The organism is Nonomuraea deserti, from assembly GCF_004348685.1.
Lineage (GTDB): Bacteria > Actinomycetota > Actinomycetes > Streptosporangiales > Streptosporangiaceae > Nonomuraea > Nonomuraea deserti.
On record NZ_SMKO01000176.1, the window covers coordinates 1 to 22,923 of the forward strand.

The 22,923-nt window shown below is 72.2% G+C and carries 20 protein-coding genes, 1 pseudogene and 1 riboswitch; of the genes and pseudogenes, 5 read left to right on the forward strand and 16 right to left on the reverse strand.

Annotated features, from left to right (window positions below):
• Window positions 1-191, reverse strand: a pseudogene (locus tag E1292_RS39675) (alpha/beta family hydrolase); the annotation flags it as partial.
• A gap of 66 nt (window positions 192-257) precedes the next feature.
• On the opposite strand from E1292_RS39675, the gene E1292_RS39680 reads away from it, so the two are divergent.
• Window positions 258-620 (forward strand): hypothetical protein, encoded by a 363-nt coding sequence (locus E1292_RS39680; RefSeq protein ID WP_132603753.1) that lies wholly within the window; start codon window positions 258-260, stop codon window positions 618-620.
• 171 nt (window positions 621-791) lie between these two features.
• On the opposite strand, the gene E1292_RS39685 is transcribed toward E1292_RS39680, so the two are convergent.
• The 12 genes from E1292_RS39685 to E1292_RS39740 form a co-directional block, all read right to left on the reverse strand.
• The gene (locus tag E1292_RS39685; RefSeq protein ID WP_132603756.1) at window positions 792-1,589 is read right to left on the reverse strand and encodes a tetratricopeptide repeat protein; all 798 of its coding nucleotides are present in this window, start codon (window positions 1,587-1,589) and stop codon (window positions 792-794) included.
• A gap of 93 nt (window positions 1,590-1,682) precedes the next feature.
• Complete coding sequence (gene gcvP, locus E1292_RS39690; protein ID WP_132603759.1) at window positions 1,683-4,526, reverse strand: aminomethyl-transferring glycine dehydrogenase; 2,844 nt, start codon at window positions 4,524-4,526, stop codon at window positions 1,683-1,685.
• A gap of 179 nt (window positions 4,527-4,705) precedes the next feature.
• Window positions 4,706-4,804, reverse strand: a riboswitch (glycine riboswitch).
• Between the two features lie 58 nt (window positions 4,805-4,862).
• On the reverse strand, window positions 4,863-5,483 hold the full coding sequence (locus tag E1292_RS39695) for a MerR family transcriptional regulator (protein ID WP_132603762.1): 621 nt from the start codon (window positions 5,481-5,483) through the stop codon (window positions 4,863-4,865).
• A gap of 147 nt (window positions 5,484-5,630) precedes the next feature.
• A complete protein-coding gene (locus E1292_RS39700) occupies window positions 5,631-6,101 on the reverse strand; it encodes a bifunctional nuclease family protein (protein ID WP_090771501.1) in 471 nt (156 codons plus the stop codon).
• A 132-nt stretch (window positions 6,102-6,233) separates the two neighbouring features.
• Entirely contained in the window at window positions 6,234-6,893 is a 660-nt protein-coding gene (gene ftsR, locus E1292_RS39705) for a transcriptional regulator FtsR (protein ID WP_181958362.1), read from the reverse strand.
• Between the two features lie 67 nt (window positions 6,894-6,960).
• Complete coding sequence (locus E1292_RS39710; protein ID WP_132603765.1) at window positions 6,961-7,473, reverse strand: double zinc ribbon and FHA domain-containing protein; 513 nt, start codon at window positions 7,471-7,473, stop codon at window positions 6,961-6,963.
• Between the two features lie 267 nt (window positions 7,474-7,740).
• Window positions 7,741-10,245 carry a mannose-1-phosphate guanyltransferase gene (locus tag E1292_RS39715; protein WP_132603768.1) on the reverse strand — a complete coding sequence of 835 codons (2,505 nt, stop codon included), beginning with the start codon at window positions 10,243-10,245 and terminating at the stop codon, window positions 7,741-7,743.
• Window positions 10,246-10,249: 4 nt separating this feature from the next.
• The gene (gene clsA, locus E1292_RS39720) at window positions 10,250-10,831 is read right to left on the reverse strand and encodes a cardiolipin synthase ClsA (RefSeq protein WP_132603771.1); all 582 of its coding nucleotides are present in this window, start codon (window positions 10,829-10,831) and stop codon (window positions 10,250-10,252) included.
• Window positions 10,832-11,022: 191 nt separating this feature from the next.
• Window positions 11,023-11,820, reverse strand: coding sequence for a GNAT family N-acetyltransferase (locus E1292_RS39725; RefSeq protein ID WP_132603774.1), 798 nt, complete (start codon window positions 11,818-11,820; stop codon window positions 11,023-11,025).
• A complete protein-coding gene (locus E1292_RS39730; protein WP_132603777.1) occupies window positions 11,820-12,407 on the reverse strand; it encodes a phosphoribosylanthranilate isomerase in 588 nt (195 codons plus the stop codon). Before E1292_RS39730 ends, E1292_RS39725 begins: the two co-directional genes overlap by 1 nt.
• 216 nt (window positions 12,408-12,623) lie before the next feature.
• Window positions 12,624-13,301 carry a response regulator gene (locus E1292_RS39735; RefSeq protein ID WP_132603780.1) on the reverse strand — a complete coding sequence of 226 codons (678 nt, stop codon included), beginning with the start codon at window positions 13,299-13,301 and terminating at the stop codon, window positions 12,624-12,626.
• Window positions 13,298-14,902, reverse strand: a complete 1,605-nt coding sequence (locus tag E1292_RS39740; protein ID WP_246090646.1) for a sensor histidine kinase — start codon at window positions 14,900-14,902, stop codon at window positions 13,298-13,300. Before E1292_RS39740 ends, E1292_RS39735 begins: the two co-directional genes overlap by 4 nt.
• A 129-nt stretch (window positions 14,903-15,031) precedes the next feature.
• Between E1292_RS39740 and E1292_RS39745 the strand changes: the two genes are divergently transcribed.
• Together E1292_RS39745 and E1292_RS39750 are read left to right on the forward strand one after the other, a co-directional pair.
• Window positions 15,032-15,622 carry a class I SAM-dependent methyltransferase gene (locus tag E1292_RS39745; protein ID WP_132603783.1) on the forward strand — a complete coding sequence of 197 codons (591 nt, stop codon included), beginning with the start codon at window positions 15,032-15,034 and terminating at the stop codon, window positions 15,620-15,622.
• A gap of 26 nt (window positions 15,623-15,648) precedes the next feature.
• Window positions 15,649-16,830, forward strand: coding sequence for an acyl-CoA dehydrogenase family protein (locus E1292_RS39750; RefSeq protein ID WP_132603786.1), 1,182 nt, complete (start codon window positions 15,649-15,651; stop codon window positions 16,828-16,830).
• A 312-nt stretch (window positions 16,831-17,142) separates the two neighbouring features.
• Here the strand turns inward: E1292_RS39750 and E1292_RS39755 are convergent, their stop codons facing one another.
• From E1292_RS39755 to E1292_RS39765, 3 genes are read right to left on the reverse strand one after another with little or no spacing between them, the layout of a single operon-like run.
• The gene (locus E1292_RS39755) at window positions 17,143-17,922 is read right to left on the reverse strand and encodes an enoyl-CoA hydratase/isomerase family protein (RefSeq protein WP_132603789.1); all 780 of its coding nucleotides are present in this window, start codon (window positions 17,920-17,922) and stop codon (window positions 17,143-17,145) included.
• Window positions 17,919-18,833, reverse strand: a complete 915-nt coding sequence (locus tag E1292_RS39760) for an alpha/beta hydrolase (RefSeq protein ID WP_132603792.1) — start codon at window positions 18,831-18,833, stop codon at window positions 17,919-17,921. The genes E1292_RS39755 and E1292_RS39760 overlap by 4 nt, the downstream gene beginning before the upstream one ends.
• 9 nt (window positions 18,834-18,842) lie before the next feature.
• Complete coding sequence (locus tag E1292_RS39765; protein WP_132603795.1) at window positions 18,843-19,529, reverse strand: gamma-glutamyl-gamma-aminobutyrate hydrolase family protein; 687 nt, start codon at window positions 19,527-19,529, stop codon at window positions 18,843-18,845.
• A 462-nt stretch (window positions 19,530-19,991) separates the two neighbouring features.
• On the opposite strand from E1292_RS39765, the gene E1292_RS39770 reads away from it, so the two are divergent.
• Both E1292_RS39770 and E1292_RS39775 read left to right on the forward strand, forming a co-directional pair.
• Window positions 19,992-21,110 (forward strand): globin domain-containing protein, encoded by a 1,119-nt coding sequence (locus E1292_RS39770; protein WP_132603798.1) that lies wholly within the window; start codon window positions 19,992-19,994, stop codon window positions 21,108-21,110.
• Window positions 21,111-21,232: 122 nt separating this feature from the next.
• Complete coding sequence (locus E1292_RS39775) at window positions 21,233-22,732, forward strand: sialidase family protein (RefSeq protein ID WP_132603801.1); 1,500 nt, start codon at window positions 21,233-21,235, stop codon at window positions 22,730-22,732.
• Window positions 22,733-22,923: the final 191 nt, after the last annotated feature.

The following is a 22,923-nucleotide window of genomic DNA, read 5'->3' on the forward strand; positions in this document are numbered from 1 at the left end:
GCCGCCACCCTGAACGCCTGCGTCACCCCCGCCACGCTGGCCCCCACGCCCATGGCGGCGTCGCGCACGGCCAGCAGATCCGGAGCGTGCACTCCCCCGGCCGAGCCGTGGGTCAGGACCAGCAGCAGCCGCGCGCCCGGCACCTCGTCGATCTCCACGAGCGCGCGCCCGCGCGGGGTCATCACCTCCATGCCAGCACCGTACCTGGGGAGGATGACTCGCTAGCCCTCAGGTCGGATGACGACACCACTTCCGGGATGGATGATGACCTTATGCCGGACCAGCGCCCCATCAGGGAAGATCTTCAGGCCACGCTCGACGCCCGCCGCGATCTCGGGCCCGACTACGAGGCGGCGCTCGTCGACTCGTTCACCGAGCGCCTCGAGGCCACGATCGCCGCCCGCGTGCGGGCCGAACTCGACCTGCACGGGGCCCCGCCACACCGGAAGTCCGCGCCGGGTGCGGCGATGATCCCGGTGGCGCTGGGCTCGATGGGCATGGGCATCCCGCTGACGGCCATCGGGGTGGCCAACGCCGGGCTGGTGGGGCTGATCATCACGTGGCTGGCCATCGTCGTCATCAACGTGGCCGCCGCGGCGGCCATCATGCGCCGCGGCTGACCCCGCCCGGCGGAGGAGACGGGAGCACCTCCGCCGTCCCCCGGGCATGCCCGGGAGGGGCGCTTCGGGGCACGGGTCAGGGCGTCACGCACGCTGGAACCCCCGGCGTCAGGTGTCGCTCGCTGCGCACTTCCCGGGCGTCAGGTGTCCCTCACCGCGGAGCCCCGGGTGTCAGGTATCGCGCTGGTAGCGGAGCCTGACCTCGGCGGCCAGCGTCTCGTCGGCGTGCTCCAGCCCGTACGACCAGACCCGCCCCGCGTCGTCGTCGCGCCCGCGCAGGGGCAGGGTGCGGGCGAGCAGCTCGATGGCCAGCGCGCTCGTCTGCGCGTCAGCGCCGCCCTCCACGGTCTCGGCGAATTCCGCGCAGGCCAGCTCCAGGTGCGCGATGCCGAGCCGCACCCGCAGCCCCGGCGTCTCCTCCTCGGGCACGGCCTCCAGGGCGTCCAGGAGGAGCTCAGCCGCCGCTTCGGGCTCTCCGTGCTCCATCAGCAGGTCGGCCAGCTCCTGCGCGGCGAGCGCGGCGACCTCGCCGTCGCCGGCCGCCATCGCGGCCCGCAGCTCCCGCTCCGCCTCCTCCAGATCCTGCGCCCGCACGGCCAGCCGGGCCAGCGCGAGACGGGCCAGCGGGACGTACGCGGCCGCGCCGACCCCCAGCACGGCCTGCCAGGCGGCCCTGGCCTGCTCGGCCCGCCCTTCCCGCTCGAACCCCTGGGCCAGGTGGCAGGCGGCCTGCGAGGCGTATTCGGGGTGCCCTGTCGCCAGCGCGGTCCTGGCGGCCGCCCTGGCGGCCTCGACGTCGCCGCGCTCCTCCAGCACCACGGCCAGCCCGACGGCGGCCTGGGCCCTGTCGGGCTCGTCGGGGTCGGCGGCGAGCTCGCTGAGGATGGCGGCGGCGCCGTCGAGGTCGCCGCGTTCGGCCAGACGCCGGGCGGTGTCGAGAGGCGGGGTCTCCAGCTCTGAGGACGTCAAGAGAGCTCCTTCTGGCGACGGTCGCCCTGAGCCTAACGACTTCCGGCGATCATGTCTGCCCGGTTGACGCCGAAGGTCTGGCCCTCCCGGTGACTAGTCCTCGTAGGCCTCCAGCGGGGGGCACGAGCACACCAGGTTGCGGTCGCCGTAGGCCTGGTCGATGCGGCGCACCGGCACCCAGTATTTGCCGTCGCGCAGCGACGGCAGCGGGTAGGCGGCCTCGGTCCGCGAGTAGGGGTGGTGCCATTCGTCGGCGCTGACCGACTCCGCGGTGTGCGGCGCGTTCCGCAGGGGGTTGTCGGTCCTGTCGTAGTCGCCGGACGCCACCTTCGCGATCTCGCCCCGGATGGCGATCATGGCGTCGGCGAACCTGTCGAGCTCGCCGAGGTCCTCGCTCTCGGTCGGCTCGATCATGAGGGTCCCGGCGACGGGGAACGACATGGTGGGCGCGTGGAAGCCGTAGTCGATGAGGCGCTTGGCCACGTCGTCCACGGTGACACCGGTCTCCTTGGTGATCTGGCGCAGGTCGACGATGCACTCGTGGGCCACCAGCCCGCCGCGCCCGGTGTAGAGCACCGGGAAGTGCGGGGCCAGCCGCTTGGCGAGGTAGTTGGCCGACAGGATGGCCTGCTCGGTGGCCGCCGTGAGCCCGTCGGAGCCCATCATCCGGATGTACGCCCACGAGATCGGCAGGATGCCGGCCGACCCGTAGGGTGCCGCGGAGACGGGCCCCACCGGCGAGCCGTCACGCAGCGGGTGACCGGGCAGGTAGGGGGCCAGGTGGCCGCGGACCGCGACCGGGCCGACGCCGGGGCCGCCGCCGCCGTGCGGGATGCAGAACGTCTTGTGCAGGTTGAGGTGCGACACGTCGGCCCCGAACTCGCCGGGCTTGGCCAGCCCGACCAGCGCGTTGAGGTTGGCCCCGTCGACGTAGACCTGGCCGCCGGCCTCGTGCACCTTGGCGCAGATCTCCGTGATGGTCTCCTCGTAGACGCCGTGCGTCGACGGGTAGGTCACCATGATCGCGGCGAGCGCGTCGCGGTGCTTGGCTATCTTGGCGTCGAGGTCGGCCAGGTCGACGTTCCCCTCGGAGTCGCAGGCCACGACCACGACCCGCATGCCGGCCATGATGGCGCTGGCGGCGTTGGTGCCGTGAGCCGAGGAGGGGATGAGGCAGACGTCCCGCCCGGTGTCACCGCCCGCGCGGTGGTAGGCGCGGATGGCCAGCAGCCCGGCGAACTCGCCCTGGGAGCCGGCGTTGGGCTGGATGGAGACGGCGTCGTAGCCGGTCACCTCGGCCAGCCAGCGCTCCAGCGTGCCGATCAGCTCGAGGTAGCCCTCCGCCTGGGCGGCGGGCGCGTAGGGGTGGACGGCGGCGAACTCCGGCCAGGTGATCGGCTCCATCTCGGTGGTCGCGTTGAGCTTCATCGTGCAGGAGCCCAGCGGGATCATCGACCGGTCGAGCGCGATGTCCTTGTCCTGCAGCCGGCGCAGGTAGCGCAGCATCGCGGTCTCGGAGCGGTGGCTGTGGAAGACCGGATGGGTCAGGTAGGCGGACTCGCGCAGCAGCGAGGCGGGCAGCGCGTCGGCGGCGCCCTCGACGTCGGTGTGGGCGCCGGGACGTGTGGTCGTGAGCCCGAACGCGGCCTGCACCGTGGCCAGCTCGGCGGCTCCGGTCTTCTCGTCGCAGGCGATCGAAACGTGGTCGGCGTCCACCTGCCAGAGGTTGACGCCCCGCTCGGCGGCGGCGGCGACCACGGCGGACGCCCGCCCGGGCACGCGCGCGAGCACGGTGTCGAAGAACTCGGCGTGCACGACCTCCACGCCCGCCCGGCGCAGCCCGTCGGCCAGGGCGGCGGCGTGGCGGTGCACCCGGTGGGCGATGCGGCGCAGGCCTTCCGGGCCGTGGTAGACGGCGTACATGCTCGCGATGACGGCGAGCAGGACCTGCGCGGTGCAGATGTTGCTGGTGGCCTTCTCGCGGCGGATGTGCTGCTCGCGGGTCTGCAGGGCCAGGCGGTAGGCGGGGTCGCCGTCGGCGTCGACGGAGACGCCGACCAGGCGGCCGGGCAGCTGCCGCTGCAGGCCCTCGCGTACGGACATGTAGGCGGCGTGCGGCCCGCCGAACCCGAAGGGCACCCCGAACCGCTGCGAGGAGCCCACGGCGATGTCGGCGCCCAGCTCGCCGGGGGCGGCCACGAGCGTCAGCGCCAGCAGGTCCGCGGCGGCCACGATGAGGGCGCCCGCCTCGTGCGCGGCGGCGGACACGGCGCGGAAGTCACGCAGCCGGCCGGACGCGCCGGGATACTGCACGAGCACGCCGAAGCACTCGGGCAGCTCGCCGTCGAGGGAGTGCTCCACCAGCGTGATGCCGAGCGGCTCGGCCCTGGTGGCGAGGACGGCCTTGGTCTGGGGCAGCGCGTCGGCGTCGACCACGAACACGGCGCTCTTGGACTTGCCCGCCCTGCGGGCCAGCGTCATGGCCTCGGCCGCGGCGGTCGCCTCGTCGAGGAGCGAGGCGCCGGCCACGGGCAGGCCGGTGAGGTCGGAGACGACGGTCTGGAAGTTGAGCAGCGCCTCGAGGCGGCCCTGCGAGATCTCCGGCTGGTAGGGGGTGTAGGCGGTGTACCAGCCCGGGTTCTCCAGCAGGTTGCGGCGGATGACGGCGGGCGTGACCGTGTCGTGATAGCCCAGCCCGATCATCGAGGTGAGCACCTGGTTGCGATCGGCCAGGGCGCGCAGCTCGGCGATGGCCTCGGCCTCGCCGGCGGGGGCGGGCAACGTGAGCCGGTCCTTGGCCCTGATGGACTCGGGGACGGCGACCGCCACCAGGTCCGCCACGGACTCGAAACCCACGGCCTCGAGCATGCGCTGCTGTTCGGACTCGGAGGGGCCGATGTGCCGGGACGAGAACGGCGGAGCGGACAGATCGGTCATGGAGATGCCTCCCGAGGCTGTGGAGACCGGCGCCGGGGCGCGGGCGTGTGCCGGATCTCCCCCTCTGTCAGCGCGGACCCCCGACAAACGCGGGGTCGCGACCTGAGAGCTTCACCCCCGGTGGGGCTTGCACCGTCGGTGAGGCGCGCCTGGCGGGTGCGCCTGCTTTCCAGAGTTGCCTCGCCCGAGCGGTACGGGATGCCTGAGAGATTCCGGGGAGGGTTGCTCCTTCGGCGCCCCGGAGCCCTGAGGCCCGGAGACTCTCCCGCACGGGGTCGTCGGCCTTTCTGCCCTCAGGTTACTACGCCCGATTCGTACGGCTGCCAGGAGCCGTGCTCACCCCGAGCGCCGGGCTCGGCGGCGGCGGGCGAGTTCGTCAGCGGGATGGTCGGCCGGGACGGTGTCCTCGACCGCCGCGCGTTCCCCCGGCAGCTCCGCCAGGGAGCCCTCGACCTCGCGCCAGACCCGGCCGAGCGCGATGCCGAACACGCCCTGGCCGCCCTGGAGCAGGTCGATCACCTCGTCGGCCGAGGTGCACTCGTAGACGCTGACGCCGTCGCTCATGAGCGTGATCTGCGCGAGGTCGGCGACCCCGCGGTCACGCAGATGTTGCACGGCCGTGCGGATCTGCTGCAACGACACCCCGGTGTCGAGGAGCCGCTTGACGACCTTGAGGACCAGGATGTCGCGGAAGCTGTAGAGACGCTGGGAGCCGGAGCCCTGCGCGGCTCTTATCGTGGGCTCGACGAGGCCCGTGCGCGCCCAGTAGTCGAGCTGCCGATAGGTGATCCCGGCCGCGGAGCATGCCGTCGGCCCGCGGTATCCGATGTCGCCCGGCAGCGCCGCGGGCTGTTCGTCGAAGAGCAGACCCTGCTCCCCGGCACGCTGCCGCGCGCTTTCGCGCCGCACCGGATCTTCCTGGCCGGCCGTCTTTCCCTCGCCGCTGCTGACCGCCACGCGGACCTCCGGCTTTCTCTCATCCCGTGGCCTGATCTGGGGGTACGTGTAGCGCGGCCACGGGTTTCACTTGCACCGTAGGACCGCGACCATGCTCAGTCAACGATCCGGCTCGGCGCGTCGTGAAGCGTAAATGCACTGAAATACCTACCCCGCCCGGCCGAAGTCCTCGGGAGTGATCGTGTCAAGAAACTCCCTGAACTTCTCCACCTCGTCCTCCTGGTCATCCGGGATGATCACCCCGGCCTCCTGGACGACCTCTTCGCTGGCGAAGATGCGCGCCCCGGTGCGCAGGGCGAGCGCGATCGAGTCGGACGGCCGCGCGCTCACCTCCACGCCGTTGGAGAACACCAGGTCGGCGAAGAAGATGCCGTCACGCAGGGCGACGATGTTGACAGCCCGCAGGCCCACCCCCAGCGCGCTCAGCACGTCTCGGAAGAGGTCATGGGTGAGCGGCCGCGGCGGAGGCTCCTCTGCCTGGGCCAGAGCGATGGCCGTGGCTTCCGTCATGCCAATCCATATAGGAAGGAACCGCTCCCCGTGTGCCTCCTTCAGCAAGACGATCGGCTGATTTGTGGGCATTTCAACCCGAACGCCCACAACCTCCATCTGCAACACGGGCTGCTCCGTATTCCTGACCGGTGACCCGGCACAGCTATTTGGTCGTTGCTTCTGCTGACTGGCTTCTGCATTTCAACGTAACACCCGGCGGGCCTGGAATGTGCCCCCGCCTCCCAGCTCGCTACGGTCTCAGCGCCCCAGCACGGACCGGACGCCCGTGCGCACAAGGGATGCATGCAGGTCGAGCAGGAGCGCGGAAAGCTCCCTGGCCACCTCGTCGGCCTCGCCGATCGCACCGGGGGCGCGCCGCTTGAGTATGGGTGCGACGGTCTGCTCGACCAGGCCGCACTCGCGCTCGGCCGCCGCCTTGACCGCCCGCAGGTGGCGGGCGCGCAGGCCGAAGCGGGCCAGGGCGCCGACGGTGCGCGCCACCGTGAGCGCCTCCTCGTCGTAGCGACGGGCCACCGGGGCGAGCAGGCCGTAATCCTCCAGCTCGGCAAGGGTCTCCTCGTCGATGCTCGCGGCCTCGATCAGCTCGGCCCGGCTGAGCCTGATCTCCTGTTTGTCGTTGCCCTGGAGGGCGCGGGGGCGGCCGAAGCCCTCCGCCATCTTGTCCTTGATCACCCGCAGCGGCAGGTAGTGGTCGCGCTGCTCGGTGAGGATGAAGCGCAGCTGCTCCACGTGCAGGTGCGTGAACTTGCGGTAGCCGGACGGGCTGCGCTCGGGCTCGATCAGCCCTTCCCCCTCCAGGAAACGGATCTTGGAGACGGTGACATCGGGGAACTCGCCCTGCAGGAGCCCGAGCACCTCCCCGATGCTCATGTGCGAGCGTGCCGCCTGCGACGTCATGCGCGCTCCTCCCCTTGCCGCATGGTCACGCACGAGACGGCGTCCGCCGGTCGCCCGCTTCGCCCCCTCATGCCCCGGAGCTGCCCCGCATCAGGAAGACAAGGCGGAACTTGCCGATCTGCACCTCGTCTCCGGAGTGCAGGGGAACCTCTTCGATCCGCTCCCTGTTGACGTAGGTGCCGTTGAGGCTGCCCACGTCGCGCACGGAGAACTGGCCGCCGCGGTGGCGGTAGAACTCGACGTGGCGGCGGGAGACGGTGATGTCGTCGAGAAAGATGTCACTCTCCGGATGGCGCCCGGTCGTGGTCAGGTCCTTGTCGAGCCGGAAGCGGCTGCCCTGGTTGGGCCCCCTGGTCACCGTGAGCAGCGCCGCGCCGGGCGGCAACTGCTCGACCAGCGCCCGCTCGGCCAGGAGCATGTCGCCTGTCTCAGCCTCATACGCCTCGATTCCCGCCACCGAGATCGTCGATGTGGTGTCCCCGGAGACCTCGAGTCTGGTCAGCGGTGACCCACAGCGGGAACAGAAACGGGCATCCTCGGGGTTGGCGTGCCCGCACTGCGTGCAGTAGACGCTCGGCATCGATCGGCTCGGCCTCCTACCGCGAAGACGCGGCGACGGTGCTCTGGAGCGCGCCTCGCTTCGCTTTTTCAAGTTTGCGAATGCCGCAACTTACGCTGATCAGCGGCAAAGGTCAAGACGGGGGCGCTGGACTGTGGTCAGGACGCAGACAAAGTTACCGTCGCCCCCGCCCTGCGGTCCATGCCGCCGCGCGTTTCTACATTACGATCTTGCGGGACCGTCTGCGCACATCGCGGGCGAGCCGTTCTCCCGCGGCGCGCCGCGGGCTCACGTGGCGGCCTGTTCCACGATGCGGGCCCAGCGTTCGAGCAGCGCCTGCGCGCCGTCCACGTCGGGGGCCTCGGCCCACAGGTCAGTGACGGGCTCGGCGGCGGCCGGCAGCACCAGCACCCAGCTGCCGTCGTCGCGGGCCACCCGCACCCCGTCGGTGGTGTCGATGCGGCGGCCCCCCGGCTCGGCCTCGGCCGCCTCGATGACCGAGCGCATCACGGCGCCCTTGGCCGCCCACGGCGTCGGCACCGTCCGCCTGAGCAGCTTCACCTCCGGGATCCTCGCATCGATCTGGCTGAGCGACAGGCGGGTGCGGGCGACCAGGCCGAGCAGGCGGAGGAACGCGGCCAGCCCGTCGATCGCGGGGCTGAACTCCGGCACCACGAAGCCGCCGCGCCCGTCGGCCGCGAAAATCATGTCGGGGCCGGCGGCGGCCGAGGTGAGGGCGTCGAGCGCGGTGGACGTCCACTGCACCTGCACGCCGTGGAAGCGGCACACCTGCTCGGCGACCCTGGTCGTGGTGACGGGCAGGGCCACCTGGCCGCTCCTGCGTTCGGCGGCGACGAGGTCGAGCACGACGAGCAGGGCGCGTTCCTCACTGATGAGCTGGCCCATCTCGTCGACCAGGGCGATGCGCTCGCCGACCGGGTCGAACCTGACGCCGAAGGCGGCCCGGGAGGAGCTGACCAGCTCGGACAGGCGTTGCAGGTCACGCCGCCGCCCGGCGAGCGTCTCGGTGGGCGAGACGTCGTCGAGGCGGGCGTTGACGGTGAGCACCTCGACGCCGACCCGGCCGAGCAGCGTGGGCAGCACCAGCGAGGAGGTGCCGCCCGCGCAGTCGACGACGACCTTCATGTCCTTGACCCCGGTCACGCCGGCGTGACGCAGCAGTTCGTGGGTGTAGTCCTCGACGGCCCTGGCCGGGTAGGCGAGTTCCGCGATCTCCCCGGGGAAGGCGCGGCGGAACTCCTGGCGGGAGAAGACCCGCTCCAGCTTGCGCTGGGCGGCCGGGGGCAGGTCGGCGCCGCGGTCGTCCATGATGACGATGTCCACGCTCTGCGGGTCGCCCGGCGTGGTGCGCAGCGCGATCCCGCCGGCCGCCGGCCCCCTGGCGGTGTGGAAGCGGGCCACCGGCAGCGGGGCCGCCTCCAGATCGAGCACGTTGATCGCGCCGGCGGTGAGCGCGCCGATGACGGCCCGCTTGAGCGCCCTGGCGGCCAGGGAGCAGTCGCGCGAGGTGACGACGTGCTCGCCCTTCTTGAGGGTGGTGGCGTACGCGCTGGCCAGGCGGACGCACAGCTCGGCGGTGATCTCGACGTTGACCAGGCCGCTGACCCCCCTCGGGCCGAAGAGGTTGCGCTGGCCGCGCGACTCCCAGATGACGCTGGTGTTGACGACCGCCCCGGCCTCGATGGTCTTGAACGGGTAGACCCTGACGCCGCTGGAGACGTACGCCTCCGCCTCGATGACGCATTCGTCGCCGATGACGGAGTTCTCCTCGATGCGGGCGCCGGCCATCACGTCGGTGCTCTTGCCGATGACGCAGCCCCGCAGGTGGGCGCCGGGGCCGAGGTAGACGTTGTCGTGGACGACCGCGCGGTGCAGGAAGGCGCCCTCGCGGACGACGACGTTGTTGCCGAGCACGGTGTACTCGCGCAGCTCGGCCCCCGCCTCGACCTTGGCGTAGTCGCCGATGAGCAGCGGGCCCTTGAGCACGGCGTCGGGGTCGACCGCGGCGGAGTCGGCGACCCAGACCCCCGGCGAGAGCTCGAAGCCGCCGATGTCCACCGCGACCCTGCCGGACAGAGCGTCGGCGTGGGCCTTGAGATAGCTCTCGTGGGTGCCGACATCCTCCCAGTAGCCGTCGGCCACGTAGCCGTAGATGGCCGCGCCGCTGGCGAGGAGGGCGGGGAAGACGTCAGAGGACCAGTCGACGGGCTCCCCTGTGGCCACGGCGTCGAGCACCTCGGGCTCCATGACGTAGACGCCGGTGTTCACGGTGTCGGAGAAGACCTGGCCCCAGGTGGGCTTCTCCAGGAAACGCTGCACCCTGCCCTCGTCGTCGACGATGATGATCCCGAATTCGAGCGGATTCGGCACGCGTTTCAGCCCGATGGTCACCAGGGCGGCGTTCTCGCGATGGAACCGGATCATGTCCGTTAAGTCGATGTCCGTCAGCGCGTCACCGGAGATGACCAGGAAACGATCGTCGCGGAGGCGGTCGGCGGCGTTCTTGACGCTGCCCGCGGTGCCGAGGGGCAGGTCCTCGGTGGCGTACTGGAGGTTCATGCCGAGCTCGTCGCCGTCGCCGAAGTAGGTGCGCACGAGAGCGGCCAGGAACTGGACGGTGACCACCGTCTCGGTGATGCCGTGCCGCTTGAGCAGGCGCAGGACGTGCTCCATGATCGGGCGGTTGGCCACGGGGAGCAGGGGCTTGGGCTGGTTGGCGGTCATCGGACGCAGCCGAGTGCCCTCCCCGCCTGCCATGACGACCGCCTTCACCCGATCACTCCTTCTTGGCCGAGGTTACGAGCCGGCGCACCTGTACCACATACAGCACCCCCGCCCACCAGTACAGGCCCGTTCCCCATAGTGCGAACGCCCACCCGACAATTCGGGCTATATCGGCATACCACCCAGTGTGGGAGGCAAGGAAGAGGAGAGGGAAGGCGTACATGAGATTGAACATGGCGGCCTTGCCCAGGAAATGCACTTGAAGTGCCTTATAGCCATGTTTGCGAAGTACAGGGAAGGAACACGCGACGAAGAGCTCGCGACCGACGATGACCACCACCAGCCACCACGGGATGACGTCGCGCAGCAGCAGCGCGAAAATGGTGGCGAAGACGTAGAGCTTGTCGGCGGCCGGGTCGATGATCCGGCCCAGCCTGCTCGTCTGGTTGAACGCCCGGGCGATCTTTCCGTCGAGCCAGTCGGTGAACCCGGCGACCGCGAGGATCCCGATGGCCCACCCGTCCGCCTTGGGCCCCAGAACCAGCCAGAGGAACACGGGGACGCCCAGGAGGCGCAGGAAGCTCAGCAGGTTAGGAACCGTCCAGATCCGGTCCTCGGCGGAAGTATCGCTCACGCAGCAGACCCTACTGCGTGGAACTCCAACACAGCGGTCCCGCCCGAACTCCCTTCCTGGCCGGCCCCCGCGGTCTCGGCGGCAGTCCGGAGAACCCGCCGGCCGCTCACACCCGAGCGCCTGCTCACCGGCCTGGTGCGGGCCCGACGAGCCGCGCGGCACCGCCTCCGCGGGCCGCCGGAGCAGGATCGTCAGACGCGGAGGAAGGCGTGGGTGGAACCGAGGGGTTCGAACCCGAGCCTGCCGTAGAAGTCTTTCGGCCAGTCGGCCTCGTCGGCCACCAGGAAGATCAGCTCGGCGGTCTCCGCCGCCTCCGCGAGCAGCGCGGTCATCAGGGCCCGCGCATGGCCCTTGCCCCGGTGCGGCTCGCCGGTGAAGACGCTCTCGATCTGGGCCACCCCGCCGTCGACGTACAGGTCGGCCCTGGCGGCGATCTCCCCGTCCTCCCCGTCCTCCCCGTCGCCGGCGCGGACCCCGCGGAAACCCACCATGCCCGCCCCGCGCAGCCGGCGCTCCACGCGCCGGGCGAGCCCGTCGATCACGTCGTCCGGCGCCTGCGGCAGCACCTGGCGCCAGTCGCGGCGCAGCACGGGCAGCAGCTCCGGCAGCTCCAGCCGGTCGGCCGGGGGCGGGTCGTGGGGGATCCCGCCGCGGTAGGCCATGATCAGATTGGTCTCGTGCTCGTAGCCGGCGGCGGCGAAAGCGGGCGCGAGGGTGGTGCCGAGCCGGTCGTCGTCCACGCACACCAGCCGGTGGGCCCGCTCGGCGAGCACCTCGTCGGCCGCCCGCAGCAGCTCTCCGGCATCCGGGTCGCCGGACCAGACGATCAGCTTGTTGTCGTCGTAGGAGCCGGGGAAGCGGTCGTCCAGCACCGCGAACCCGCCGGGGACCGGCACCTCGACGGATGCCCTGCGCCGGGCGAAGGCGTGGGTGAAGCCGATGGCACGGGCCAGGTCTCCCGGCGGGGCGGCGCCGGCGGGCTCGCCCATCAGCCGCGCACGGCCGTCAGGAACGCCCAGATGAGAGCCGGGTCCTTCACCCCCGGCGACGTCTCCACGCCGCTGGACACGTCGACCCCCCACGGCTCGGCGGCCGCGATCGCGTCGGCGACGTTGCCCGGGGCGAGGCCGCCCGCCAGCAGCCACCGGCCGGACGGCCGGCCGCGCACGGCCGCCCACTCCCAGGGCAGGCCGGATCCGGCGTGCGGCGCGTCGACGATGAGCAGGTCCTCGTCGAAGGCGCCGCACCGCAGGTCGGCCTCCGCGTCGACGGCCCTGACCAGGCGCACGCCGAGGTCCTTCAGAGCGGTGAAGTCGCCGTGCGGATGCCTGCCGTGCAGCTGCACGGCCCGAACCCCGGAGGCCAGCGCGGCCGCGCGCACCGTCTCGGGGTCTTCGCCGCGGAACACCCCGACGGTGAGCACGTGGCCGGGAACGAGCGCGGCCAGCTCGGCCGCCCGCTCGACGGTGATCCTGCGGGGGCTGCGGGTCATGACCAGCCCGACGGCGTCGGCTCCCGCCTCGACGGCGGCGGCAACGTGCTCGGGCTCGGTCAGCCCGCAGATCTTCACGTACACACTCCCGACCTTAGCGGCGGCGGCCGCCCTCAGGCGACCGCGCCCGTCGCGCGGCCAGGACGCGCCGGCGACGGCCCCGGCAGGATGTGCCACCCACCGGACGGGACGCCGGCCGGCCCCGCGGCGGGCCCCAGGCGCCCAGCCGCGGGGCCGCTGGCGGGCGCCCTACCGCGAGGGTCGGTGCGGGCGCTCAGCATCGAGGCGGTGGCCCGGCGCTCAGCCGCGGGGCGGGCGTACGGGGCGGAAGGAGGCGTCGACGAGGCCGGTGCGGTGGGCGACGACGGCGGCCTGGATGCGGTTGCGCAGACCCAGTTTGTCCATCGCCGCCGCGATGTGGGTCTTGACGGTGGTGACGCCCACATGCAGCTTCTCGGCGATCTCCGCGTTGGACAGGCCCGCCCCCACCAGGGCGAGCACCTCGATCTCCCGCTCGGTCAGCCCGGCGGGCGGGGCGGGCGCGACGTGCTCCTCCCCCGCGGCCAGGAACCGCTCCACGACCCTGCGCAACACCGACGGCGCCAGAAGTTGCTCCCCGGCCGCCGCGCGGCGCACGGCGTCGACCATGCGCTCGGGGTCGTCGTCCTTGACCAGGAACCCGACCGCGCCGGCCCGCAGGGCGGCGTAGACGTTGGCGTCCTCGGCGAACGTCGTCAGCACCACGATCCTCACCCCCGGACGGGCCCTGAGCACGCGTTTGATCGCCTCCAGGCCGTCGACCTTGGGCATGCGCAGGTCCATGAGGATCACGTCGGGCACGTGACGTTCGGCCAGCCGCACCGCCTCGGTGCCGTCGACGGCCTCGCCGACCACCTCCATGTCGCCCGCGGCCTGCAGCAGCATGCGCACGCCCGCGCGGACGAGCGCCTGGTCGTCGGCGATCAGCACGCGGATCACGCGACGCTCCCCTGGGACAGGCGCGCGGGCAGGCGGGCGGCCAGGAGCCAGCCGCCCTCGCCGTCGGGGCCGGCGGAGAGCGTGCCGCCGAGGGCGCGGACGCGTTCGCGCATGCCGGCCAGCCCGCGCCCGGAGGAGGGCAGGCGCTCGATGTCGGTGGGCGGCCGGCCGTTGCGGATCTCCACGGAAAGTCCGTCGCCTGACGGGATGACGCTGACGCGGACCTGCGTGCCTGGTCCGGCGTGTTTGAGCACGTTGGTGAGTCCTTCCTGGACGATACGGGCGGCGGAGGCGCGGGCGATGAGCGGAGTGCGGTCGGCGGCCGGGTCGAGGTCGAGGTCGACGTCGAGGCCGGCGGCGGCCATGCGTTCGGCCGACTCGCGGATGACGTCGGCGGGGTTGGCCAGCAGGCCGGGCTGCCTGTCGGGGTCGCGCAGCAGGTCGAGCAGCTCGCGCAGGTCCTGCAGCACCTGGTGGCCGGCGTCGCGGATGTCGGTGAGGGCGTCGGCGACGGGGCCGTCGGGCGCGGCGTAGCGGGCGGCGCCGGCGCGCAGCACCATGGCGCCGACGTGGTGGGCGACGATGTCGTGCACGTCGCGGGCGATGCGCTCGCGTTCGGCCAGCTGGTCGGCCCGCACCTGCGCGACGGCCGCGCGGGCGGACTCCTCGGCGCGCAGCCGTTCAGCGGCCAGTGCGGCCTGCCTCATGCCGAGGTAGCGGCCGATCGCGATCGGCGTGGCCACCAGCGTCATCAGCACGCCGGCGCGGAACGGGGTGATCTCGGTCTCGTGGCCGACCACGGCGATCGCGGTGAGCAGGCAGCCGGTCAGGTACGCGGCCGCGACCCATGCCCACGACCCCACCCGCATGGAGAACACGCCGATCGCGGTGAGGGTGAGGATCACGCAGGTGTTGACCGTGTTGTTCAGGTACGTGTCGGCGGAGACGAGCAGCACGCCCTGCAGCAGGAACACCAGTCCCGGCAGCCGCCTGGCGATGCCCAGCGACAGGCCGCCCACGACGGCCAGCAGCCCGACCACCCAGACGGGCTGCGCGCCCAGATGCCAGGAGCTCCACGTGCTGAGCACGGTGATGGCGACCCCGCCGGCGGCGAGCAGCGCGTCGGGCGTGACGTCGCGCTCCTCCAGCCGCCCCGCCGTGCTGCGCAGGTAGGCGCCGAGCACGGCGGGGAAGACCGGCAGGAGGACGGAGTACATCCAGGTGTTGGCGCTCGGCGCGATGCCGGGGTCGGCGATGTTGCACGCGGTGGCGAGGATCGTGACGGCCACGGCCGCGGTGGTGGCCCGCAGGCCGGAGCGGTGCCCCACCACGCCGAGCGCGACGCAGATGAGGATCTGCGCGGTGTTGGAGGTGAACGAGCCGATCTGGTCGGTCACCATGAGCAGCGCGGCCAGATAGAAGGTGACGGTCACCGGCCGGTGCCGGACGAGCCCCATGGGCAGGCCCGCCAGCAGCGCCATCGGAAGGTTCATCTCGGCGGGCAGGAACTCGGTGTCGCCCGCGTGCGCCGTCGTCAGCAGATCGAGGCCCACGCCGGAGACGGCGAGCAGGACATCGAGAGGGACACCGCGCCAGCGCATGCGCACAACGGTATCCGCCCAGCATGGAAGGCCGGTCCTTCCCTTGGACGGCTCCGCCTCCTCCTACTGGCCGCACATCCGCCCGGAGGACGGAGCGACCTATCAAGATCTTGCCCCTAAAGTCGTGCCATGTCGAACGACAGCGCACTCTTCCTAGGCCAGTTCCTGCGCGCCCCCTCCAAGATCGGCGCGGTCGCCCCGAGTTCGCGCCGGCTCGCGGCGAACGTCTGCGCGCCGATCCCCGAGCGGGGCGAGCCGACCGTGGTGGAGCTGGGGCCCGGCACCGGCCCGTTCACCGCGGAGATCCAGCAGCGGCTCGCCGGGCGGGGCCACCACCTCGCCGTCGAGGTCAACGACCTGATGGCGCAGCTGCTCGCCGAGCGCTTCCCCACCGTGGACGTGGCGCACGCCGACGCGGCCCGGCTCGGCGAGTTGCTGCGCGAGCGGGGGCTGCGGCAGGCGGACGTGGTGGTCAGCGGGCTGCCGTGGGCGGCGTTCCCGGAGGAGACGCAGCGTGACCTGCTCCGTGCCGTGACGTCGGCGATGAGCCCGGTGGCGGCGTTCACCACGTTCTCCTACGTGCACGCCATCCCGCTCAGCTCGGCCCGGCGCTTCCGCGCGCTGCTGGCCGAGCGTTTCGAGGAGGTCGTGCCGGGGCGTACGGTGTGGCGCAACCCGCCCCCGGCCTTCGTGTTCCACGCGCGGCGGCCTCGACCCTGATCAGAACATGATTCTACGATGGCGCGATGGATTTCACCCTTCCCGAGAGTGCCCTCGCCGTCCAGCGCGGCATCGGCGGCATATGCTCCCGATACGACCTCGGCTACTGGCAGCGGTGCGAGGACGACAAGCGCTGGCCTGAAGAGGTCTGGGACGAACTGGCCAAGGGCGGCTGGCTGGGCCTGGCGGTCCCGGAGGAGCACGGCGGCGGCGGGGAGGGGCTGCTGGAGCTGGCGGTGGCCACGGAGACGCTCTCGGCGTCGGGCGCGGCGGGCGGGTCGGCGTTCACGTACGTGCTGACTCCCGGCTTCGGCGCGCTCACGATCGACCGGCACGGCAGCGCCCGGCAGCGGGCGGAGCTGCTGCCCAGGCTGGCCACGGGCGAGGTCGAGACCTGCTTCGCGCTGACCGAGCCGGACGCCGGATCCAACTCGCTGGCGATCACCACGTCGGCCCGGCGCGACGGCGGGGACTTCGTGGTCAACGGGCAGAAGATCTGGATCACCGGCGTGCAGCGGGCCACCTGGATGCTGCTGGTGACCAGGACGGTCCCGGCCGCGGAGGCGCGCCCGCGCAGCCACGGGCTGACGGTGCTGCTGGTGAACGTGCCCGAGGCGGTCGCCGCTGGACGCCTGTCCTACCGGCCGATCCCCAAGATGGGCGCGAACACGACGCCGTCGAACATGGTGTTCATCGACGACCTGCGGGTGCCCGCCTCCAAGGTGATCGGTGAGGTGGACCAGGGCGTGGCGGTGTTGTGGGACATCCTCAACCCCGAGCGCGTGCTGCTGGCCGCCTCGGCGCTCGGCACCGCGGAGGTCGCGCTGCGGGTGGCCGTCGGCTATGCCAAGGAGCGGGAGGTGTTCGGCCGGCCGATCGGCGCCAACCAGGCGATATCCTTCCCGCTGGCACAGGTCAAAGCCAAGATCGAGCTGGCCAGGTTGATGATCTACAAGGCCGCGTGGTGCTTCGACCGGCGGCTGCCGTGCGGCACCGAGGCCAACATCGCCAAGCTCACGGCGTCGCAGGCGGCCTGGGAGGCGGCCGACGCGGCGTTCCAGACGCACGGCGGGATGGCCTACTCCCACGAGTATCCGGTCGCGAGACTGCTGACCGACGCCAGGATCGCGAAGGTCGCACCTGTGACCGAGGAGCTTTTGCTCAACTACCTCGCGACCCAGGTGCTCGGGCTCCCCCGCAGCTTCTAGCGGCCAGGCCTGGCCGGTCCGGCCGGCCGCGAAAGCGTGGAGCGCCGGCGCCCGCCCGTTCCGGCGCGTTCGCGCCGCTCGTCCACCAGGCCATCGCCGCGCGCTTTCTCCTCCTTCGTTGCCGTACGGCGTGCGCCGGACGCCCTGCGAGGCTCTCAGCTCCGCGTCCGCCGGGGCGGCGTTCTCGGCCTCGGCGAACAGTGCCTGCCGGTGCCGGCGCGGCCGTCTGGTCGACCTTCGCGCTGCGCCTACCCGCGCGGGCGGCAAGCACACCCGGCCTACCCGCGCGGGGGCGGCAAGCACACCCGGCGCTCAGCCGAACGACGGCGGCCGCTTCTCCCGCAGGGCGCGCACGCCCTCGGTCACGTCGGGCCCGGTGAAGCCGAGGAACTCCATGGCGAGGGAGGCGTCGAACGACGGCCCTGCCAGGCGCAGCCAGTTGTTGAGCGAGTATTTCGTCAGCCTGATCGCCTCCTGGGCGCCGGCGGCGAGCCGGACCGCGATCTCCATCGCCCTGTCGTGCACCTGGTCGTCGTCGACGCAGAGGCTGACCAGCCCCATGCGCTCGGCCTGTTCGCCCGTCACGGGCTCGCACAGCAGCAGGTGGTATTTCGCCTTGGCCAGCCCGCACAGCAGCGGCCAGACGATCGCGGCGTGGTCGCCCGCGGCGACGCCGAGCCTGGTGTGACCGTCGATGATCCGCGCGGTGCGCCCGGCGACGGAGATGTCGGCCAGGAGCGCGACGGCGAGCCCGGCGCCGACGGCGGGGCCCTGGATGGCCGAGACGATCGGCTTGGAGCAGTTGAGGACGTTGTAGACGATGTCACGGGCCTCGGCGAAGACGCGCAACCTGGTGGCGTGGTCGCGGGTCATCTCCTCGATCATGGACAGGTCGCCTCCGGCGGAGAACGCCGTGCCCTCTCCCCGTACGAGCACGGCCCTGACGCCGTCGTCGCGGTCGGCGTCGCGCCAGACCTCGCCCAGCTCGCGGTGGGCGGCGGCGTCGACGGCGTTGAGCCGGCCGGGCTCGCTGATCGTGACCCGCAGCACGCCGTCGGCCGGGGTGTCGATCTTCAGCTTGGTGTAGGTCACAGCGCCTCTCGCAGCCGCCCCGCGATGTGGTCGCGGGCCTCGCCCGCCTGGTCGAACAGGCCGGGCAGGCCGAAGAAGTTGTGCACCGCACCGTCGAACCTGCGCAGCTCGACCGGCACGCCCGCCTCCGACAGGCGCTGCGCGTAGCTCTCGCCCTCGTCGCGGAGCACGTCGTATTCGGCCGTCACGATGGTGGCGGGCGCCAGGCCGGCGACGTCGGGCAGGCGCAGCGGGGACAGCCGCGGGTCGGCCGGGTCGGCGTCGGGGGCGTACTGGCGGGCGAACCACGCCATCTCCTCGGCCTCCAGCCCGAAGCCCTTGGCGAACCCCGTGTAGCTGGGCGTCTCCATCGCCACGTCGAGCACCGGATAGACGAGCACCTGGTGGGCCAGCCGGAGCCCGGCGTCGCGCGCCTGCCATGCGGCGACGGCCGCGAGGTTGCCGCCCGCGCTGTCGCCGACGACGGCCACGCGGCCGTTGCTCTGGTAGAAGGCGGGCCTGGCGAAGATGTCGCGCACGACCGTCCACGCGTCGTCGGCGGCGGCCGGGAAGGCGTGCTCGGGGGCCAGCCGGTAGTCGACGGACACGACCACCGCACGGGTGCGGATGGCCAGGTCGCGCCCCAACGCGTCGTTGCGCTTGACGCTGCCGAGGACCCACCCGCCCCCGTGGAAGTAGACCACGACGGGCAGCGGGCCGTCGCCGGGGTCGGCGCGGTAGACGCGGATCGGCACGCCCTCGGCGCGCTCGTCGCGGACGAACGGCAGCTTGGTGAGCGGACCGCGCTGGGCCGCCAGGCCGTCATGTGCGCGCAACTCCTGGATTTCGGCCAGGTCGAGCGTGGCCGGATCGGCGCCCAGATCCGACGGATGGACGGCGATGTAGTCCCGCGACTGAGGGTGCAGCGGCATGATCGCAGCCTAGCGGGCCGCCTCCATGAACGCATCGAAGAGCCGCCCCTCGAGATCGCGCTCGGGATGCCATTGAACGCCCACCCCGAACCTGTGGCCCTGCACCTCGATGCCCTCGACGATCTGGTCGTCGGCCCAGGCCACGGCGAGCAGCCCGGTGCCGAGGCGGCGGACGGACTGGTGGTGCGGCGCGACGACCTCGACCCGGTCGCCGATCGCCTTGCCGAGCTTGCTGGACACGCTGACCTGGAGCGTGTGGGGTGTGCCCGGCTCGGCGTGACGGTGGTTGCCGAGCACCTCGGGCAGCCAGGGGATCAGCGTGCCGCCCTGGGCGACGTTGAGCACGTGCATGCCCCTGGCGATGGCCAGGATCGGCACGTCGGCCTTGACCGCCGCCCTGGCCAGGGCCAGCTCGAAGCGGTCGCGGTGCGGCTGCCCCTCGGGGACCCGGTCGTCGCGCTCGCCGTTGTAGGCGGAGGCGTCCACCTCGACCCCTCCGGCGAGGACCACCCCCCGCAGGCCGCGTACGTAGTCGTCGACGGCGTGCAGGCCGAGCGGCGGGAGCACCACGGGCGCGCCCCCGGCCCGGTCGACCGCCTTGGCGTAGGAGGGCGGCGAGAGCACGGCCTCCCGCACCCAGTCGCTCCAGCGGGCGGCCTCGAAGTAGGCGGTGATACCGATCAGCGGACGGGACATGCGATCTCCAGGGGCATGGTGGAGTTCGTGCGGCCACCAGCCGGTCGAGGTGACGGCTACATGCCCATCATGGCGCACAGTCTTTCCGATATGTCACCCCTCCTCAAGATCCCCTCCCGCCACGTGCCTCCCACGCGGCCCGGGGTGGCGGAGGGGCCCGCGCTCGTGGCGGAGCACCGCGAAGGCCGGAGGGCGGCCATCCGGCTCATTCCATAGATGAATGCGACTTTTGTTCACGATTATTGCCCGATAAACCGAGAAATATCGTACGGCCAGCGCTGCCCGAGATTCTGCTTCGCACCTTATTGGAGGGAAATGGTTGTGACGCGTCATCGGTGGTGTAAGACTCTTTTGCGAGCGCAGCAGAGGTGCCGGGGAGGGACGTGCGCTCATCACCCGGAACCGTCAGGGAGGTGAACGGCAAGACCGGAATGCGTTTCCGGTCACAAGTGGGGTGGGTATATGTCGTTGAATCCGCGCCTGGTCAAGGAGAGTTTCTCCGTCATCGAGCCGGTGGCCGAGCAGGCCACGGCCTACTTCTACGGCCGGCTTTTCGCTGAGAATCCACACCTGCGAGGCATGTTCCCGCCGGCCCTGGACGTCCAGCGCGACCGGTTGTTCAGCGCGTTGACCAGGATCGTGTGGAGCCTGGACAGCCCGGACAGCATGGCGGCGTTCCTCGGCCAGATGGGCAGGGATCACCGCAAGTACGGCGTGGTCGCCGGCCACTACACGGCCGTCGGCAAGGCGCTGCTCGCCACGGTCCGCCGCTTCGCCGCCGACGTCTGGAGCCCCGAGATCGAGGAGGCCTGGGTGACGGCGTACGCGGCCGCCGCCAAGATGATGATCGACTCGGCCGAGGCCGACGCGGGGGTCTCGCCCGCCTGGTGGCTGGCCGAGGTGGTCGGCCACGAGCTGCGCCACCAGGACATCGCCGTCATCACGCTGCGGCCCGCGCAGCGGCTGCCGTACACGTCCGGACAGTACGTCACCGTGCAGACGGCGCGCTGGCCCCGCGTGTGGCGCACGTTCTCCATCGCCAACGCGCCGCGCCAGGACAACACGATCAGCCTGCACGTGCGCTCGGTGCCCGGCGGCTGGGTGTCGACGGCCCTGACCAGGCACACGCGCGTCGGCGACACGGTCATGCTGGGGCCGCCGATGGGCACGATGACACCGCGCGAGCAGAGCGTGCGCGACGTGCTGTGCGTGGCGGGCGGCACGGGCCTGGCGCCGCTGAAGGCGATCGTCGAGTCCATCATCGCCTCCGGCCGCCGGCCCGCCATCCACCTGCTGCACGGCGCCCGCACCGCCGGCGAGCTGTACGACCTGCCCGACCTGATCAGGATGGAGTCGGCCTTCCCGTGGCTGCGGGTCATGCCCGTGGTGTCGGACCAGCCGTCGTACGACGGGATGCGCGGCCGCCTGCCCGACGTCACCCGGCGTTTACGCTCCTGGACCGAGCACGACGTGTACGTCTGCGGCCCGTCGCCCATGGTCAACGAGACGGTCCGCTGCCTGCAGCGCGACGGCGTGCCGATGGCGCGGATCCACCGCGACGTCGTACACGCGGAACGATGAGGGGGCCCGATCGGCGATCAGGAGGTTGACAGCGGCGGCGGAACGGTGCCATCTGGAACTGACACGCCAAGTGGAGGTGGACTGTGCCATCCCCCGCCAGGCGCCGAGGAATCGGCGGGCTCTTGTCCGTACCGGCCGTCGTCGCCGCGACGCTCCTCCTCACCTCCTCCTCCCCCGCCGCCGCGGCGGTCCCGCTGACCGAGATCGGGTCCGACGCGTACGCCAACGCCGCCAGCCAGCACGGCACCCAGGCCGGGCCCGACACCTTCCAGTGGGGCTCGGCCATCGTGACCGCGCACCAGTCCGGCAGGTTCTTCGACGGCGGCGCCACCGGTATCGCGTTCGCCGCCTCGCCCGACAACGGCGGCACCTGGACGAAGGGGGTGCTGCCCGGGATCACCACGTTCGGCGGCGGCGCCCACGACCGGGTCAGCGACCCGTCGGTGGCCTACGACGCCCGGCACCGCGTCTGGCTGATCGCGTCGCTGGCGCTCTCGGAGCAGGGCGGGATCACCGGGACGGCGGTGCTCGCCAGCCGCTCCGCCGACGGCGGCCGTACCTGGGACGCGCCCGTCACGGTCGCCACGGCGGGCGAGCCCGGAGAGGCCAGAGAGGCCGGCGACGGGAGCGACCGCGGAGACGGCGGCGGCGGAGACGGCGGCGGCGGAGACGGCGGCGGCGGAGATCTGGACAAGAGCTGGATCGTCTGCGACAACACCCCGTCCAGCCCGTTCTACGGCCACTGCCACGCGACCTACGACGACCACGCCGCAGGCAACACGATCACGATGGCGCGTTCCTCCGACGGCGGCCTGACCTGGACAGTGACGGCCACCCCGGAGAACGGGCTCGGGGGGCAGCCGGTCGTGCGGCCTGACGGGGCCGTGGTGGTGCCGTACCTGAGCGACGAGGACGAGATCCGCTCCATCCGCTCCAGCGACGGCGGCGCGAGCTGGGAGCCCAGCGTGCTGGTCACGGCCGTGCGGCGGCACACGGTCGCGGGCGGGCTGCGAGCGGCGCCGCTGCCGTCGGCGGAGACGGACGCGACCGGCGCCGTGTACGTCGCCTGGCACGACTGCCGCTTCCAGTACCAGTGCTCCGGCAACGACATCGTGCTGAGCAGGTCCGCCACCGGCGAGGAGTGGAGCCACGTCATGCGGGCCACCAGCGACGGCGGCGACCACTTCATCCCCGGCCTGGGCGTCGACCGCGCCAGCGCGGGCGGCACCGTCCGGCTCGCGCTCACCTACTACCGCTACCCCGACGCCGCCTGCACCGCCGCCACCTGCCGGCTCACGGTCGGCTACACGTCCTCCACCAACGGCGGGGCCACCTGGGCGGCCCCTGAGGAGCTGCACGGGGCGATGCCGCTGGACTGGTTCGCGGACACCGCGCAGGGCCGCATGGCGGGCGACTACATCTCCACCTCGGTCGTCCCCGGCGGCCAGGCCCACGCGGCCTTCACGGTCGCGGCGCCGCCTTCGGGCGGGGCGTTCGACGTCCGCACCTACACCGTCACCGGCGGCCTGCCGATCACGGGCGGCGGCCCGGCCCCGATCTCCGTCGAGGTGGCCACCGCGATGGGCGAGGAAACACCGGACCCGCCCGCCACAGCCCGCTGACCACCCCGTACGCCACGGCCCCGCCGGCTCCCACGAGGGTGCGCCGGCGTCCGACGGCGGAACACGGCGGAACACGAAAGGGCTCGACGGAGCCCAGGCGCTCCGAGACGGTCGGACGGCGGTCCGGCGCGGGACGCGGCAGCGGGACCTGCGAAAGGATGGCGGCGGCCAGGGGGCGGGCGGTGCAAGGC